The sequence below is a fragment of the Streptomyces sp. UC4497 genome, from assembly GCF_054871485.1.
Map to the genome: position 1 here is coordinate 20148 of NZ_JBTYHB010000030.1, position 15696 is coordinate 35843.

Annotated in this window: 13 protein-coding genes; 5 read left to right on the plus strand and 8 right to left on the minus strand. The window is 72.1% G+C overall.

Going from position 1 to position 15696, the window contains the following annotated elements:
* Positions 1-3: 3 nt before the first annotated feature.
* Positions 4-1770 carry an aspartate--tRNA ligase gene (gene aspS / locus ACYSUO_RS31350; RefSeq protein WP_461779593.1) on the plus strand — a complete coding sequence of 589 codons (1767 nt, stop codon included), beginning with the start codon at positions 4-6 and terminating at the stop codon, positions 1768-1770.
* Between the two features lie 134 nt (positions 1771-1904).
* Here the strand turns inward: aspS and ACYSUO_RS31355 are convergent, their stop codons facing one another.
* Entirely contained in the window at positions 1905-2573 is a 669-nt protein-coding gene (locus tag ACYSUO_RS31355; RefSeq protein WP_461779660.1) for a response regulator, read from the minus strand.
* A gap of 20 nt (positions 2574-2593) precedes the next feature.
* Entirely contained in the window at positions 2594-3754 is a 1161-nt protein-coding gene (locus ACYSUO_RS31360; protein WP_461779594.1) for a sensor histidine kinase, read from the minus strand.
* 121 nt (positions 3755-3875) lie between these two features.
* Here ACYSUO_RS31360 and ACYSUO_RS31365 point away from each other — a divergent pair, with 121 nt between their 5' ends.
* Genes ACYSUO_RS31365 through ACYSUO_RS31375 form a run of 3 tightly spaced genes read left to right on the plus strand, consistent with a single transcriptional unit; the run spans position 3876 to position 7017 of the window.
* Positions 3876-4817, plus strand: coding sequence for an ABC transporter ATP-binding protein (locus tag ACYSUO_RS31365; protein WP_461779595.1), 942 nt, complete (start codon positions 3876-3878; stop codon positions 4815-4817).
* Positions 4814-6256, plus strand: a complete 1443-nt coding sequence (locus ACYSUO_RS31370; RefSeq protein ID WP_461779596.1) for an ABC transporter permease subunit — start codon at positions 4814-4816, stop codon at positions 6254-6256. The genes ACYSUO_RS31365 and ACYSUO_RS31370 overlap by 4 nt, the downstream gene beginning before the upstream one ends.
* On the plus strand, positions 6229-7017 hold the full coding sequence (locus tag ACYSUO_RS31375) for a hypothetical protein (RefSeq protein WP_461779597.1): 789 nt from the start codon (positions 6229-6231) through the stop codon (positions 7015-7017). The genes ACYSUO_RS31370 and ACYSUO_RS31375 overlap by 28 nt, the downstream gene beginning before the upstream one ends.
* Before the next feature lie 144 nt (positions 7018-7161).
* Here ACYSUO_RS31375 and metG read toward each other — a convergent pair whose 3' ends face one another.
* From metG to ACYSUO_RS31390, 3 genes are all read right to left on the minus strand, one after another.
* Entirely contained in the window at positions 7162-8892 is a 1731-nt protein-coding gene (gene metG / locus ACYSUO_RS31380; RefSeq protein WP_461779598.1) for a methionine--tRNA ligase, read from the minus strand.
* Positions 8893-9036: 144 nt separating this feature from the next.
* Entirely contained in the window at positions 9037-11178 is a 2142-nt protein-coding gene (locus tag ACYSUO_RS31385; protein ID WP_461779599.1) for a VWA domain-containing protein, read from the minus strand.
* Between the two features lie 154 nt (positions 11179-11332).
* On the minus strand, positions 11333-12265 hold the full coding sequence (locus tag ACYSUO_RS31390) for a LysR family transcriptional regulator (RefSeq protein ID WP_461779600.1): 933 nt from the start codon (positions 12263-12265) through the stop codon (positions 11333-11335).
* Between the two features lie 128 nt (positions 12266-12393).
* Here ACYSUO_RS31390 and snpA point away from each other — a divergent pair, with 128 nt between their 5' ends.
* On the plus strand, positions 12394-13071 hold the full coding sequence (snpA, locus tag ACYSUO_RS31395; RefSeq protein WP_461779601.1) for a snapalysin: 678 nt from the start codon (positions 12394-12396) through the stop codon (positions 13069-13071).
* A 155-nt stretch (positions 13072-13226) separates the two neighbouring features.
* On the opposite strand, the gene ACYSUO_RS31400 is transcribed toward snpA, so the two are convergent.
* The 3 genes from ACYSUO_RS31400 to ACYSUO_RS31410 all read right to left on the minus strand — a co-directional run bounded on the left by ACYSUO_RS31400 (position 13227) and on the right by ACYSUO_RS31410 (position 15695).
* Entirely contained in the window at positions 13227-14249 is a 1023-nt protein-coding gene (locus ACYSUO_RS31400) for an endonuclease/exonuclease/phosphatase family protein (RefSeq protein WP_461779602.1), read from the minus strand.
* Between the two features lie 65 nt (positions 14250-14314).
* Positions 14315-14809, minus strand: a complete 495-nt coding sequence (locus tag ACYSUO_RS31405; RefSeq protein ID WP_461779603.1) for a DUF7144 family membrane protein — start codon at positions 14807-14809, stop codon at positions 14315-14317.
* Positions 14739-15695: a hypothetical protein gene (locus ACYSUO_RS31410; RefSeq protein WP_461779604.1), complete on the minus strand. Its 957-nt coding sequence runs from the start codon at positions 15693-15695 to the stop codon at positions 14739-14741. Before ACYSUO_RS31410 ends, ACYSUO_RS31405 begins: the two co-directional genes overlap by 71 nt.
* Position 15696: the final 1 nt, after the last annotated feature.

A 15696-nucleotide genomic window follows, 5' to 3' on the forward strand; every position in this document is an offset into this window, starting at 1 on the left:
ACGATGCATCGGTACAGGTCCCACACCTGCGGCGAGCTCCGCGCCTCTGACGTCGGCTCCGACGTCCGGCTGAGCGGCTGGCTGCACAATCGCCGAGACCTGGGCGGCATCCTCTTCATCGATCTGCGCGACCACTACGGCATCACGCAGCTCGTCGCCCGCCCCGGCACCGAGGCCGCCGAGGTCCTCGACAAGCTGACGAAGGAGACGGTCGTCCGCATCGACGGCAAGGTCGTCTCCCGCGGCGCGGACAACGTCAACCCGGAGCTGCCCACTGGCGAGGTCGAGATCGAGGCCTCCACGGTCGAGGTGCTCGGCGGGGCGCAGCAGCTGCCGTTCCAGATCAACCAGGACGACGGGGTGGGCGAGGAGCGCCGCCTGGAGTACCGCTTCCTGGACCTGCGCCGCGAGCGCATGCACCGCAACATCATGCTGCGCAGCGAGGTCATCGCCTCGATCCGCTCGAAGATGGTCAACCTCGGGTTCAACGAGATGGCGACGCCGATCCTCGCCGCGACCTCCCCCGAGGGCGCCCGCGACTTCGTCGTCCCGTCCCGCCTGAACCCGGGCAAGTTCTACGCCCTCCCCCAGGCGCCGCAGCAGTTCAAGCAGCTGCTGATGATCTCGGGCTTCGACCGCTACTTCCAGATCGCGCCGTGCTTCCGCGACGAGGACGCGCGCGCGGACCGCTCGCCGGGCGAGTTCTACCAGCTCGACATCGAGATGAGCTTCGTGGAGCAGGAAGACGTCTTCCGCCCCATCGAGAAGCTCATGACGGAGATCTTCACGGAGTTCGGCGGCGGCCGCGAGGTCACGTCCCCGTTCCCGCGCATCCCGTTCCGCGAGTCGATGCTCAAGTACGGCAACGACAAGCCGGACCTGCGCGCCAAGCTCGAACTCGTCGACATCACCGACGTGTTCGCGGACTCGGAGTTCAAGGCGTTCGCCGGCAAGCACGTGCGTGCGCTGCCCGTCCCGGACACCGCGTCGCAGTCCCGCAAGTTCTTCGACGGCCTCGGTGACTACGCGGTCGAGCAGGGCGCGAAGGGCCTGGCCTGGATCCGCGTGGGCGAGGACGGCACGTTCGCCGGCCCGATCGCGAAGTTCCTCACCGAGGAGAACGTCAAGGTCCTCACCGAGCGCCTCGGCCTCAAGGCCGGTCACGCCGTGTTCTTCGGCGCGGGCGAGTTCGACGAGGTCTCGAAGATCATGAGCGCCGTCCGCGTCGAGGCCGCCAAGCGTGCGGGCCACTTCGAGGAGGGCGTGTTCCGCTTCTGCTGGATCGTCGACTTCCCGATGTACGAGAAGGACGAGGAGACCGGCAAGATCGACTTCTCCCACAACCCGTTCTCCATGCCGCAGGGCGGCATGAAGGACCTGGAGGAGAAGAACCCGCTGGATATCCTGGCCTGGCAGTACGACATCGTCTGCAACGGCATCGAGCTGTCCTCCGGCGCCATCCGTAACCACGAGCCCGACATCATGATCAAGGCGTTCGAGATCGCGGGCTACGACGCCGAGACCGTGGAGGCCGAGTTCGCGGGCATGCTCCGCGCATTCCGCTTCGGCGCCCCGCCGCACGGCGGGATCGCCCCGGGCGTCGACCGCATCGTCATGCTCCTCGCCGACGAGCCGAACATCCGGGAGACCATCTCCTTCCCGCTGAACGGCAACGCGCAGGACCTGATGATGGGCGCGCCCACCGAGCTGGACGAGTCGCGCCTGCGCGAGCTCAACATCCAGCTCCGCAAGCCGGTCGAGAAGAAGTAGCGGGTCGCTCCGCGGGTTGGCGGGTCCGGGAGTTTCGGCTCCCGGGCCCGTTTTGCTTGTGCGGCGCCGGCGCCCGGTCACGGGGCTCCGCCCCGGACCCCGCTCCTCAATCGCCGGAGGGGCTTGATTGGGGCTCAGCCCGAGCGCGGCACCACGAGTCCCGACTCGTACGCCGCCACCACCGCCTGCGCCCGGTCGCGGACTCCGAGCTTGGCGAGGACCCGGCTGACGTGGGTCTTCACGGTCTCGCCGCCGACCACGAGGCGTCCGGCGATCTCCTGGTTGGACAGGCCCTCGGCGATCAGCCGCAGCACCTCGCGCTCGCGCGGGGTCAACGCGTCGACGGCGAGGGCCTGTTCGGGTACCGCGCGCGGGCGGAGCCGGGTGAACTCGGCGATCAGGCGGCGGGTGACGGTCGGCGCGAGCAGTGCCTCGCCCGCGGCGACCACCCGCACCGCCTCGAAGAGCCGCTCGGCCTGCATGTCCTTGAGCAGGAAGCCGCTGGCGCCCGCGGCGAGCGCGTCGTACACGTACTCGTCGAGGTCGAAGGTCGTCAGCATCACGACGCGGGTCGCGGGCAGGTCGCGCGCGATGCGGCGGGTGGCCTCGATGCCGTCCATGCCGGGCATGCGGACGTCCATCAGGGCGAGGTCGGGGCGGACCTCGCGGCAGACGCGGACCGCTTCGGCGCCGCCGGGTGCGCTGCCGACGACCGTGAAGTCGTCCTGGCTGTCGAGGAGCGCGCCGAATCCGGCCCGTACGACGTCCTGGTCGTCGGCGACGACGATCCGGATGGCGTTCATGGGGGCGTTCACGGGGGCGTTCATACGGCGGTGCCCTTGACCGGCAGGGACGCCTCGACCAGGAAGCCGCCGGCCGGTGCCGGGCCCGCGTGCAGGGTGCCGCCCGCCATCGCGGTGCGTTCGCGCATGCCGAGCAGCCCGTGGCCCGGCTCGCCGGGGCCCGTACCGGGGCCGCAGTCCCGTACGCGTATCGCCAACTGGCTCTCCCTGTAGTGCAGTTCGACGTCCACGGCGACGCCCGGCGCATGCCGGCGCGCGTTGGTCAGGGCTTCCTGGACGATGCGGTACGCGGTGAGTTCCAGGCCGGGGTCGAGGGCGGTGACGTGGCCGCGGACGATGAGGCGGACGGCGGTGCCGGTCGCCGCGCGGGCCTCGTCGACGAGGGTGACGAGCTGGTCGAGGCCCGGCTGGGGCGAGCGGGGCGCGGCCTGCGCGGGTTCGGCGGGGGCGTCCTCGCGCAGCACGCCGAGCAGCCGGCGCATCTCGGTGAGGGCGAGCCGGGCCGTGTCGCCGATCGCCAGGAACCGCTCGGCGCCCTCCGGCGGCAGACCGGGCGTCGTGTAGCGGGCCGTCTCCGCCTGCACCGAGATCGTCGAGATGTGGTGGGCCACGATGTCGTGCAACTCCCGTGCGATACGGGCCCGTTCGCCGAGCGCCGCATGGGCGAGGGCCGTGTCCGCGTACGCCCAGTCGGCGGCGGAACGGCGGGCCGCCTCGGCCTGCGCGCGCCGGGCGCCGCCCGCGGTGAGCGCGGCCGCCGCGCCCGCGAGGAGGACGACGCCGTAGGGTCCTGCGTCGTCCGTGAGCGCGTACGCGGTGAAGGGCACGGCGAACAGGACGGCGTTACGGCCCGGTTGGCGCAGCCCCACCAGGTACAGGGCGGCGGCGAGGGCGGGCAGACCCGCGTACAGCGTCTGGCCGTACGTGAGGGGCGCGAGCAGCGAGGCCGCGGTGAGGGCCGTCGCGGTGAGCAGGAGCTGGGAGCGGACGAAGGCGAGGGGGACGGTCGCGCCCAGCGCCAGGGCGAGCAGGCCGGGGAGTTCGGGGGCCGGGTCGCGGCCCTGTCCGGTGACCTCGGCGAGGGCCGCGAGGGCCAGGACCGTGGCGGCGAGCAGCGGCAGGTCACGTGCGGCCGCCGCGCGCCGCACCCCTGCCCGTGCCGCGGTCCAGGTCCCGGTCATGGCGGTCATTATCGGCGGGCCGGGGCGCGGGCGGCGTCCCCCTGCGGGGGGAGCGGGGCCTCCGGGAGACCACGCCCGGTCGGGACGCCGCCGCGCCGCCCGGTCCCTAACGTCAACTGGCATGACCGATATGACGATCGAGGCCCGCGGGCTGTGCAAGCGGTACGGGTCCACCGTGGCCGTGGACGAGCTCAGCTTCACCGTCGAGGCGGGGCGGGTGACCGGGTTCGTCGGGCCCAACGGGGCCGGGAAGTCGACGACGCTGCGGATGATGCTCGGGCTCGACCGGCCCGACAGCGGAGCCGCGCTCATCGGCGGGCGGGACTACACGCGGCTCGCCGACCCGCTGTCCACGGTCGGCGCGCTGCTCGACTGCGAGGCGCTGCATCCGGGCCGCCGGGCCCGCGACCATCTGCTGTGGCTCGCCCACTACAACGGGCTGCCGAGCCGCCGCGTCGACCTCGTCCTCGACCAGGTCGGCCTCGCCTCCGCCGCGAAGAAGCGCGCGGGCGGCTTCTCGCTCGGGATGCGCCAGCGGCTCGGCATCGCGGCCGCCCTGCTCGGCGACCCGCCCGTGCTGATCCTCGACGAGCCGGTCAACGGACTCGACCCCGAGGGCATCCAGTGGATCAGGCGCTTCCTTAAGTCCCTTGCCGCGGAAGGGCGTACGGTCCTCGTCTCCTCCCACTTGATGAGCGAACTCCAGGACACCGCGGACCACGTCATCGTGATCGGCAGGGGGCGGCTGCTCGCCGACACCGACGTCGCCGCGCTGCTCGACGAGGCGTCCGGCGAGCGCGTCGCCCTGCGGACCAGCAGGCGCGCCGAGGCCATGGCGGTCCTCGCGGGCGCCGACGCCACCGTCGCCGTGACCGGCCCCGACTCGCTCACCGTCACCGGACTGGCGGCCGAAGAGGTCGTCGCCCGGCTCGGCGCGCACAACATCCCGTTCTCCGAACTGTCCCGGCACCGGGCCACGCTGGAGGAGGCGTACATGGAACTCACTGGCGCGGCAACGGAGTTCACCGCCACCGGACCGAGCGCGCAGGAGGCGTCGTCATGAAGTCGCCGATGGTCCGCGCCGTGCGCGCCGAGTGGACCAAGCTGCGCAGCGTCCGCAGCACTCCCCTCGCCCTGATCGCACTGCTCGCGCTCAGCCTGCTGCTGACCGTCGCGTCGGCGAACGGCAGCCAGTTCAGCTACGGCGGCCCGAAGAAGTACGACGCCTCGTCCTTCGTGCACCGCCCGGCTGCGGGCGACGGCACCTTCACCGTGCGCGTCGCCGCGCAGAAGAACAGCGCCGGCTGGGCGAAGGCGGGGCTGCTCCTGAAGGACGGCACCGCGAGCGGATCCTCGTACGCCGCCTTGATGGTGACGCCGGAGCACGGCGTGCGGATGATGGCCGACGGCACGCACGAACTGACCGGCTCCGAAAGCGCGGACGCCCCGCGCTGGCTGCGGCTCGTACGGGCCGGGGACCGGGTCACGGGCTACGAGTCCGGCGACGGCCGGGCCTGGACCAAGGTCGGCACGCTCACCGTCGCCCACCTGCCCGCCACCGCCGAGGCGGGCCTCTTCGTCACGTCGCCGATGGACGGCAAGGAGGAGCGCAGCGGCCCCGGCGATCTGCGCATGCACCCCGTGGCCACGCTCGGCAGGGCCGTCTTCGACCACGTCGCCTTCCCCGCGCAGGGCAAGGGCGACTGGCGGCAGACGGACATCATGCAGTCCGTGAAGAAGGGGGAGAAGGAGGAGGTGGCCGACCCCGTCGCCGACCCGAAGCCCTTCCGCGAGCACGATGGCACCTTCACGGTCACCGGCAGCGGTGACCTGGGCGGACTCGGCATGGGCGGTGTCGGACAGCTCGGCGGACAGCCCGACCTGGTCAAGATGGCGCTCGACGACGGCATCCAGATCGCGACCATCGCGGTGATCGCCCTCGGCGTCCTGTTCATCACGTCCGAGTACAAGACCGGGACGGTGCGCACCACGTTCACCGCGAGTCCGCGGCGCGGCCGGGTGCTCGCGGCGAAGGCGCTCGTCCTCGGCGCGACGGTCTTCGTCGTGGGCCTGGTCGCGTGCGTGGCGGAGTTCCTCGTCGCCCGCCCCGCGCTGCGCGACAACGGCTTCGCCCCGCCGCTGTTCCCGGAGCTCTCCCTCACTGACCCGGCGACCATGCGGGCGATCGTCGGGAGCGCCGCGTTCCTCGCGCTGGCCGCCGTGCTGAGCCTGGGCGTCGGGGCGCTGCTGCGGCGCGCGGTGCCGGCCGTGGTCCTGATGATCGTGACGTTCGTGGTGCTGCCGATCGTCGCGCAGACCACGTCCATCGGCTTCAGCGACTTCGTCGGCCGGGCCACGCCGACTGCCGGCCTCGCGGTCCAGCAGACCCGACGGCTCCTCGACACCGTGATCACACCGTGGGCGGGCTTCGGGGTGCTGTGCCTGTACGTGGCCGTGGTGCTCGGTGCGGCGCGGTGGCGGCTGACCGGGCGGGACGTATGACGGCGGCGGGCGCGGCGCGCGCCGTGCACGGAGAGTGGACCAAACTCCGTACCGTTCCCGGGCAGTTGTGGACGGTGGTGTCCCTGACCGGGGCGATGGTCGCGTTCACCGCGCTGATCGCGGCGAGCGCCGCGAAGGACCAGTCGGGGGTCCTCGCGCCGACCGCGCTGTCCCTGTCCGGGGTGTACCTGGCGCAGACGGCGGCCGCGCTCGTCGCGGTCGCCGTGGTCTCCAGTGAGTACCCGCGCATGATCCGTACGACCCTCGCGGCGAACCCGCGGCGCACCACGGTGTTCCTGGCGAAGACGGCGGTGACGGCGGCGGCGGTCCTGGCGGCGGCGCTCCCCGCGGTCCTCGGATCACTGATGGCGGGCCGCGCGGTGCTGTCGGGATTCCCCCAATTGCCGCTCTCGTCCAGCGAGTTGTGGCGGGCCGCGCTCGGCACGGTCGTCTATCTGCTGCTGGTCGCGCTGCTGAGCGTGGGAGTGGCGCTGGTGGTGCGGCACGCGGCGGCAGCCGTCGGGGCGGTGATGGCGCTGCTGTACGGGCCCTACCTGGCCACGTTGATCATCACGATGCCGGAGCACGTGCTGCACCGGGTCCAGAAGTTCTCCCCGATGACGGCGGGCCTGGCCGTCCAGACGACGACCGGCCCCGGTACGGCCCCGCTCGCCCCCTGGACCGGCATCACCGTCCTCGCCGCCTACGCGGGCGGGGCGCTGGTGGTGGGGTGGGCGGTGCTGCGGGCGCGGGATGCGTGAGGTGGCGGAAGGGGTGACGTGCTTACGCCGAGTCCGAGATCCCCGTGTATCTGCTGATTGACCGGGACACGTGCGAAGGGTGCGCTGAGCAGCGCGAAGGCCCGGAACCGGGGAATCGGTTCCGGGCCTTCGCGTCGGTGTGTCTTACGCTTCCGGCTCGCCGCCGAAGCGCTCCTTGTAGGACTCCAGGTCCTCGTCCGTGATCTTTGCGAAGAGGACCGGGGGGACGGTGAAGGGGGTGCCGGCCGGGACCGTCGTGAGGGACGTGGCTTCCTCGGGGGTGACCCACGTGGCGTCGTCGCCGGGGAGGGCGAACGCGGCGCGCATCGCGGCGGCCGAGGACGGGATGAAGGGTGCCGAGACCACCGAGTAGAGGTGGATCAGGTTCATCGCCGTGCGGAGGGTCAGCGCGGCGGCGTCCTTGTCGGTCTTGATCTCCAGCCAGGGGGCCTTCTCCTCCAGGTAGGAGTTGCCCGCCGACCACAGGGCGCGCAGCGCCGCCGCGGCCTTGCGGAACTGGAGGGCCTCCATCTGGTTCTCGTACTCGGCGAGGAGCGTGGAGATCTCCTGGCCGAGCTTCGTCTCCGCCTCGCCCGGCTCGCCGCCCGCGGGGACGTCGTCGCCGAAGCGCTTGCGGGAGAAGGACAGCACGCGGTTGACGAAGTTGCCGAGGGTGTCGGCCAGGTCCTTGTTCACCGTCGCCGTGAAGTGCTCCCAGGTGAAGGACGAGTCGTCCGACTCCGGCGCGTTCGCGATGAGGAAGTAGCGCCAGTAGTCGGCCGGGAGGATGTCCAGGGCCTGGTCCGTGAAGACGCCGCGCTTCTGGGAGGTGGAGAACTTTCCGCCGTAGTACGTCAGCCAGTTGAAGGCCTTCAGGTAGTCGACCTTCTTCCACGGCTCGCGGATACCCATCTGCGTCGCCGGGAACATGACGGAGTGGAACGGGACGTTGTCCTTCGCCATGAACTCCGTGTAGCGCACGTCGGTGGCGCCGTCGGGCTCGTACCACCACGACTTCCAGTCGCGGACCTCGCCGTCGGGGGCCTGGTCGGCCCACTCCTTCGTCGACCCGATGTACTCGATCGGGGCGTCGAACCATACGTAGAAGACCTTGCCCTCGGCCGCCAGCTCCGGCCACGTGTCCGCCGGGACCGGGACGCCCCAGTCCAGGTCGCGGGTGATCGAGCGGTCGTTGAGACCCTCGGTCAGCCACTTGCGGGCGATGGAGGACGCGAGCTGCGGCCACTCGTCGGCGACCTCGTCGATCCACGCCTCGACCTCGACCTGCAGCTTCGACTGGAGGAGGAAGAGGTGCTTGGTCTCGCGGACCTCGAGCTCGGTGGAGCCGGAGATCGCGGAGCGCGGGTTGATCAGGTCCGTCGGGTCCAGGACGCGGGTGCAGTTCTCGCACTGGTCGCCGCGGGCCTTGTCGTAGCCGCAGTGCGGGCAGGTGCCCTCGACGTAACGGTCGGGCAGGAAGCGGCCGTCGGCGGGGCTGTAGACCTGGCGGATGGCGCGCTCTTCGATGAACCCGTTCTCGTTCAGCTTGCGGGCGAAGTGCTGCGTGATCTCCGCGTTCTGCTGCGAGGAGCTGCGGCCGAAGTGGTCGAACGCGAGGCCGAACCCGTCGTAGACCGCCTTCTGCGCGTCGTGCGCCTGCGCGCAGAACTCGGCGACCGGGATGCCGCGCTCCTTGGCCGCGAGCTCGGCGGGCGTGCCGTGCTCGTCCGTCGCGCAGATGTACAGCACGTCGTGGCCGCGCTGGCGCAGGTAACGGGAGTACACGTCGGCCGGGAGCATGGACCCCACCATGTTGCCCAGGTGCTTGATCCCGTTGATGTACGGAAGGGCGCTGGTGATGAGGTGTCGAGCCATCGGGGGCTGCTCCCGGGTTGTGACGTGAATGGAATTGACGTGAGTGGAATCTAGAAATCGTAGCCGACATGGGGTGGCCGCCCGCGCGGTGTTTTATTGCGCGGACGGCCGTGGGGTGTCGGGGGCTCTTGCGGGAGAGCGGGGTTACGGGCGCCAGGCCTCCAGGAGGCCCTTGTAGAGCTCCGCGTCCGTGAGTTCCAGCGGGGTCTCGCCCGCGTGGAAGACCGCGGCGTTCTCCGCCTTCAGCTTGCGGAGGTAGTCGAAGTTCTTCGAGTCCGGGTCGCCGAACGTCACGAACTGGAAGAAGAGGGGGTGCTCGGCCGCCTTCGCGAGGGCCTCGTTCGCCGGGCGCTGGACGTCCGGGGGGCCGTCCGTCTGGAAGATCACCAGGGCGGGGGCCTTGGGGTCGTCCGACTTCTCGTGGTGCGCGACGATCTCCTCGATGGCGCGGTGGTAGCTGGTGCGGCCCATGCGGCCCGCCTCCGCGTGCCAGGCGTCGACCTTGCCCTCGTACGCGTCCAGGGTGAGGTCGCCGGCGGCGTCGATGTCCGTCGAGAAGATCACCGTGTGGACGGTGGGGGTTTCGCGGGTGTCGAGGTGGGCGGCCAGCGCGACGGTCTGCTCCGCGAGGGCGGTGGTCGAGCCGTTCTTGTAGTACGGGCGCATGGAGCCGGAGCGGTCCAGGACGAGGTAGACCGTGGCGTGGGTGCCGGTGAGGCCGCGGTTCTTGAGGGCGGTGCCGGCGGCGGTGTGGGCGGTGGCCAGGCCGGGGGCGCGGGTCTTGATCTTGGCCGGGGTGGGGTCGACGTCGTCGGTCTGTTGGGCCTGCGCCGGGGTCTTCACCGGGGTGGGGTCGACGTTGTCGGTCTGTTCGGGCTGCGCCGGGGTGTTCGCCGCGACGGGGTCGACCTTTTCGGGCTCTTGGGGCTGGGCCGGGGTGGCCTCTTCCGCCGCGGCGGGGGCAGGCTCCTCGGTCTTGCCGGCCTGGGCCGGGGTGGGCTCCGCCGCCACGGCGGGGTCGGCCCCCTTGTCCTCTTCGGCCTGCACCGGGGGCTGTGCCCACCCGTCCCGCCGTGCGGGACGCTTGCCCACAGCGGCGGCGGGAGCCGCGTCTTCGGCGTCGGCCTTGGGCTCGGCCTTGGCCTTGCTCTTGGCGGGGGCCGCGGCCTTGGTCTTGGCTTCGGCGGGGGCCGGGGCCGGGGCCTCGGTGTCGGCCTTGGCCTTGCCCTTGGCGGGGGTCGCAGTCTTGGCCTTGGACTTGGCGGGCCTCGCAGCCTTGGCCTTCGACTCGGCGGGGGCCGGGGCTTCGGTGTTGCTCGCGGCGGGGGCCGGGGCCTCGGCGTTGGCCTTGGCCTCGCTTGCGGCGGGGATTGCGTCCTCGGCCTTGATCTCGGCCTTGGCGGGGGCGGCAGCCTTGGTTTCGGCGGGGGCGGGGGGTTCGGTGTCGGCCTTGGTGTCGCTCGCGGCGGGGGTCTGACCCTCGGCGTCGCCCTTGGCCTCGCTCTTGGCGGGCTTCGCAGCCTTGGCCTTCGACTCGGCGGGGGCCGGGGCTTCGGTGGCGGCCTTGGTCTCGCTCGCGGCGGGAGCCTGATCCTCGGCGACGGCCTTGGTCTCGGCCTTGTCCTTGGCGGGGGTTGCAGCCTTGGCGGGGGCCGGGGCTTCGGTGTCGTTCGTGGCGGGGGGTGCGTCCTCGGCCTTGGCCTCGGTCTCGGTCTTGGGCTCCTCCGGCGTCGAGGTCGCAGCCTCTTCCTTGGCCGGAGCCTCTGCCTTGGCCTCCTCGGCCGCAGCCGGAACCGCATCCTCAGACTTGGGCTCGGCCTTCTCCTCGGTCGGAGCCGCTGCCGTGGCCTCGGCAGGCGTCGCAGTTTCCGCCTCGGCCGCATCCTCCGACGGAGCCTCAGCAACCGTCTCGGCCTCCACCGGAGCCTCAGCAGCAGCCTCCGTCTCCGCCGGTGCCGCAGCCGCCGGCTCGGCCGGAGCCGCGGCCTTCTCCTCGGCCGAAGCCGCAGCCGCCGGCTCCGCGGGCTCCGCCCCGGCGTCCGCGTCCCGCTCCGTCGAAGGCTCTCGCGTCAAGCGTTCGCCGCCCACCGGGCTCGACGGCTTCGGGACCGAGATGTTGTCGAAGGCCGCCGAGACCAGGTCGTCGGCTTCGCCCTTGGAAGGGGCGGGGACCGTTGGTGCCTGGTCGGAAGCGGCAGCGGCAGGCGCTGGGTCCGCGGCGGCAGCGGTCTCGTCTTTTTTGCGCGATCGCCCGAATGCGTTCCGCAGCAGATCCAGAATGCCCATGTGCGCAACCTTCCGCATGAGTTGTCCCCGACGTCCCTGCTCCCTGGAACCCCTGGCCAGGGCGGACACGTAAGGTTAGCCGCCACAGGCTGTGATCTTGGGCAGGGTCGGGTCGTTCGACCGAGCGGACAACTGCCGCCCTTTCTGTATGGATTCAGTCGATCACGCCCGACTCCGTGAGACGTGTCCGATACGCCGGTGACTGGTGTGCCGACTCCCAATAGGCCTCCCGCAGGGCCGGCAGCACCGCGTCCAGGACGGGTGCGGAGCGGGCCGCGAGGAGGAGGCGTACGGCGACCGGGTCGCCCTCAAGGGGGCGGATCGCCATGTCGGGGCGGGCCAGGGACGTCGGCTGGCAGAGCGTCACCACCTCGCCGGTCGCGACGAGGTTGGACGCGGTCAGGTAATCACCGTGCAGCACACGGGGGTTGACGCCCGCCGAGCGGAACGCCCGGAGCAGGCCGTCCCATTCGCCGTCCACCGTCGGGTCGATCATCCACCGGTCCTCCGCCAGGTCCGTCAGGCGCACGACCGGGCTGCCCGCCGCCGGGTGGTCCGCCGGCAGGGAGACGTACTGGGGTTCGCGGGCCAGGAGGACCTTGCAGGTCAGGGACTCCGGTATGTGCAGCGGGCTGCCCTCCACCTCGTGGACGAACGCCACGTCGAGGCCGCCCTCGGCCACCAGGCGGAGCAGCGCGTGCGCCGAGACGTCCATGCGCAGCGACGGCTCGTGCGGCGAACTCGCGCGCAGGCGGCGCAGCCAGCCCGGTATCGCGCGGCTGGCCGTGGAGCCGATGCGCAGGAGGCCACCGGCCGAGTCCTGTGCCATCGCGCGCGTCTCGTCGACCAGTGCGCGCAGGTCGTCCACCAGCGGGCGGGCCCGCGTGAGCAGGGTGCGGCCGAGCGGCGTCGCGCGGCAGCCGGTGCGTTCGCGGGTGAACAGGCGGCCGCCGAGGTGGTCCTCGATGCGGCGCAGCTGGGTGCTGAGGGCGGGCTGGGTCATGCCCAGGTGGCGGGCCGCCTTGTGCAGGCTGCCGGTGTCCTCGATCGCGCACAGGACGCGCAGGTGCCGCACTTCCAGCTCCATGGGCGTCGAGCGTAGGCCGGTCCCGTACGTCGCACCAGAGTCACCGGCGTCAACTGTGTGGGGATAACGCGGAGTTATCGCGCAGTGGCATCTATCCCGTGCGTCCCGTCCGCCCCAGACTCTCACGCATGAACATGACACCCCCCACATCTGTTCGTCTGCTCGCCTGCGCCCTCGGCGCCGGGCTCACCGTCGCCGCCCTCGCCGCGGCCCCCGCGTCCGCCTCCTCCGTCTCCTCCTCCGGGGCCACCGAGCGAGTCGCGCGCTACGCCGGCTCCGCCGAGGAGGCCGCCGCCAACAAGGCCTTCTTCCAGGCCGTCCTGAAGTCCGTCGCCGAGAAGCGGGCCGCCAACCCCGGCGCCGAGTCCGTCACCATCTCGTACGACGCCTCACAAGCGCCCACCTTCCAGCAGCAGATAGCCAGCAGCGCGTCGATCTGGAACTCGTCGGTGTCGAACGTGAAGCTCCAGGCCTCGTCCGGCGGCGGCGACTTCTCGTACCGCGAGGGGAACGACTCGCGTGGTTCGTACGCGTCGACGGACGGGCACGGCAGCGGCTACGTCTTCCTGGACTACGCGCAGAACCAGGAGTACGACTCCACGCGCGTGACCACCCACGAGACGGGCCACGTGCTCGGTCTCCCCGACCACTACGAGGGGCCGTGCAGCGAGCTGATGTCGGGCGGCGGTCCCGGCCCCTCGTGCACCAACGCGAACCCGGACGCGAACGAGAAGGCCCAGGTGGAATCCCTGTGGGCCAACGGGTTCGCCAAGGCCCTGCACAAGGCCGAGGCCGCGCTGCGCTAGGGCCTGATCCGAACGACAGGCCCCAGGGCCCCAGCCGGCCCGACGGACGAGGCGCGCGGCCCGGCCCCCACCTGCGATCTGACCGCAGCGGGCCGCCGTCTCTCTTCCCGCACCGGGCCGCCGCCCGTCTCTCCACGGGCGGCGGCCCGGTGCGCTCAGCCGTGCAGCGTCAGGTCCACCAGGAGCGCCCGGTGGTCCGTGTCCGCGAGGTCGATGAAGCGGGCCTTGTCCGCCGAGAAGTCGTCGGTCACCAGGACGTGGTCGATCTGCGTGCCCAGCGGGCCCGGCGCCGTCGACGGCCAGCTCGGGGTGCGGGCGTGGCCGGTGAGGCGGGCCGCGTCGTGCAGCGGCCCCGCGTCGAGGATCCGGCGGAACGCCGCGTGGTCCTGCGTCGCGTTGAAGTCCCCCGCCATGATCCCGGGCCCTTCGGCGGCCCGCGCCGCGTCCGCGAGGCGGCCCAGCTCCGTCTTCCACAGGCCCACCTGGTCGGGCAACGGCGGCATGGGGTGCACGAGTTGGAGGCGCACCGCGTGACCCCGTACGTCGGCGGTGGCGGCCGGCATGCCCATCGTTCCGGGCACCGTCGGCGCCGCCTTCAGCGGGAACCGGCTCAGGATCAGCGAACCCTCCGAACCGTCCGCCGCCACGGCCTGCCGGTGCGGGTAGCGGGCGCGCAGCGACTCCCGGTCCAGCGCGTCCCGGCAGGGTTGCCCGCACTCCTCGACGAAGACGATGTCGGGCCGGTGCCGGGCGACCGTGTCGATCAGCGCGTTGGTGCCGCGGCTGAACTGCACGTTGGACGCCAGCACCCGGACGCCGGAGACGGGGGCGCCGTCCGGCTCGCCGCCGTCCTTCCCGTACGGCTCCATGTACCAGGCGAGCGCGCCGAGTACGGCGACGCCCCAGACCATCCCCGTACGCCAGCGCGACAGCAGCGCGAGGAGCAGGGCGGCGGCCGTGGGCGCGAGCAGCCAGGGGAGGAACGCGAGGAGCTGCGGTACGGGGGTCAGCGCGTCGCGGTCCGCGGCCCGGCAGCCGACCACCACGCTCACCCCCGCGAGCAGCAGCGCCGCCGCCCACGCCCCCGTCCTGTTCACACGGCGGCGCCCGGAGCCCCGCGGCTCGTACCGCGGGGCGCCGGGCGCTTCGTCCGTGATGTGCTGCTGTCGCTGGTCCAAGACCCGGCCCCCGTCTCCGTACCGGTCCGTTCGGAGCTCTCCAGGCTAGCCGGGGTGCCCCCCTGTCAGGCCGGTTTGGGGGCCCGGGGGTTGGGGGCGCGGCCGTGGTCCGTGGCGAGGGCCCAGATCACGAAGACGCCGATGCCGATGGAGATGAGCGACCACACGGGCGCGTACGGCAGGAACAGGAAGTACTCGACGACGTAGAGCGCGCCGAAGCCGATGCCCGCGCCGCGCGCCCAGTCCTTGTCCTTGAGCACGCCCCAGCCGGTGACCGCGACGAGCGCGCCGATCACCAGGTGGATCCAGCCCCACGTGGTGAGGTCGAAGGCGTAGACGTAGTCGCCGATCCGGCTGTAGACGTCGTCCTTGGCGATGGCCGCGATTCCGTTGAGGACGCCGAGGCAGCCGCTGACCAGCATCAGGACGCCGGCGAACAGGGTGCCGCCGGCCGCCCAGTCGGTGCGCGGGGCCTCGCCGCGCGTGGGGTCAGGGTCGGGCGTGCGGTGGTCCTTGGACCAGGCGGTCGTCGACCCGGTTTCCGGTGGTGTTTGCGTCATACGGGCGCCTCCTCGTGTCACCGGAATGCTCGCGCCGGAGCAGGCCGGCGGCATTCCGTGCGCGGCTGAACGGGTGTCGGCCGAGCCACACCGCGAGCGCCACCACCACGCCCACCGCGACGATCACCCACGACGCGGTCCGCAGCGGCGAGGTCAGGGCGTCGTAGACCGAGCCGGTCGCCGCCTTGTTCGCCGCGTCGGAGATGTCCGAGAGCGTCAGCGCGCGGGCGAGCGGCAGCGCGATGAGCAGCGCGGCCGCGCCCAGGGCGGCGCCGAGGGCGGTCAGGGCGAGCGCGGGACGGCGCCGCCGGGCGAGCGCGAGGCCCACGACGGCGCACACGACGGCGGCCAACGGCAGCCAGAGACCCGCGAGTTGGAAGGCGTGGAAGCCCTTCCGCAGCCCGGCCAGGTCGCCGGCGGACAGCAGCGTGACCTCGGTATGGGCGACCGGGATCCGCTCGGCGAACGGCACTCCGTTCTCCTCCAGCTGCTGCTTGACCTGCCGGGTGACGGGCGCCAGGTCGAGCGTGACGGGCCCGGTGGTGCCCTCGTCGAGGGCCTGCTGCACGGCGTCGTGGGCGGCGCGGTTCGCGGTGTTCCAGGCGTCGCGGAAGGCGTCGGTGTCGGTGAACGAGACGACCGCGTCGTGCAGATAGTCCTCGACGACCGAGCCGAGCGCGCCGACGTCGAGGTTCTTCATGACCTCGGTCGTCACCGCGTCGGCCACCGCGTTCCGCACGTCCGGGTCGCCGGCCAGCGGCGCCATCGCGGAGACGTACCGGTCGCTGTCCCCGATCTCGTACTTCGCCCAGGTGGAGAGCGTGCCGAGCGGGACGAGGAGGCAGGCGAGGACGAGCAGAACGGCGGAGGCGGTTCTTCGGATCACC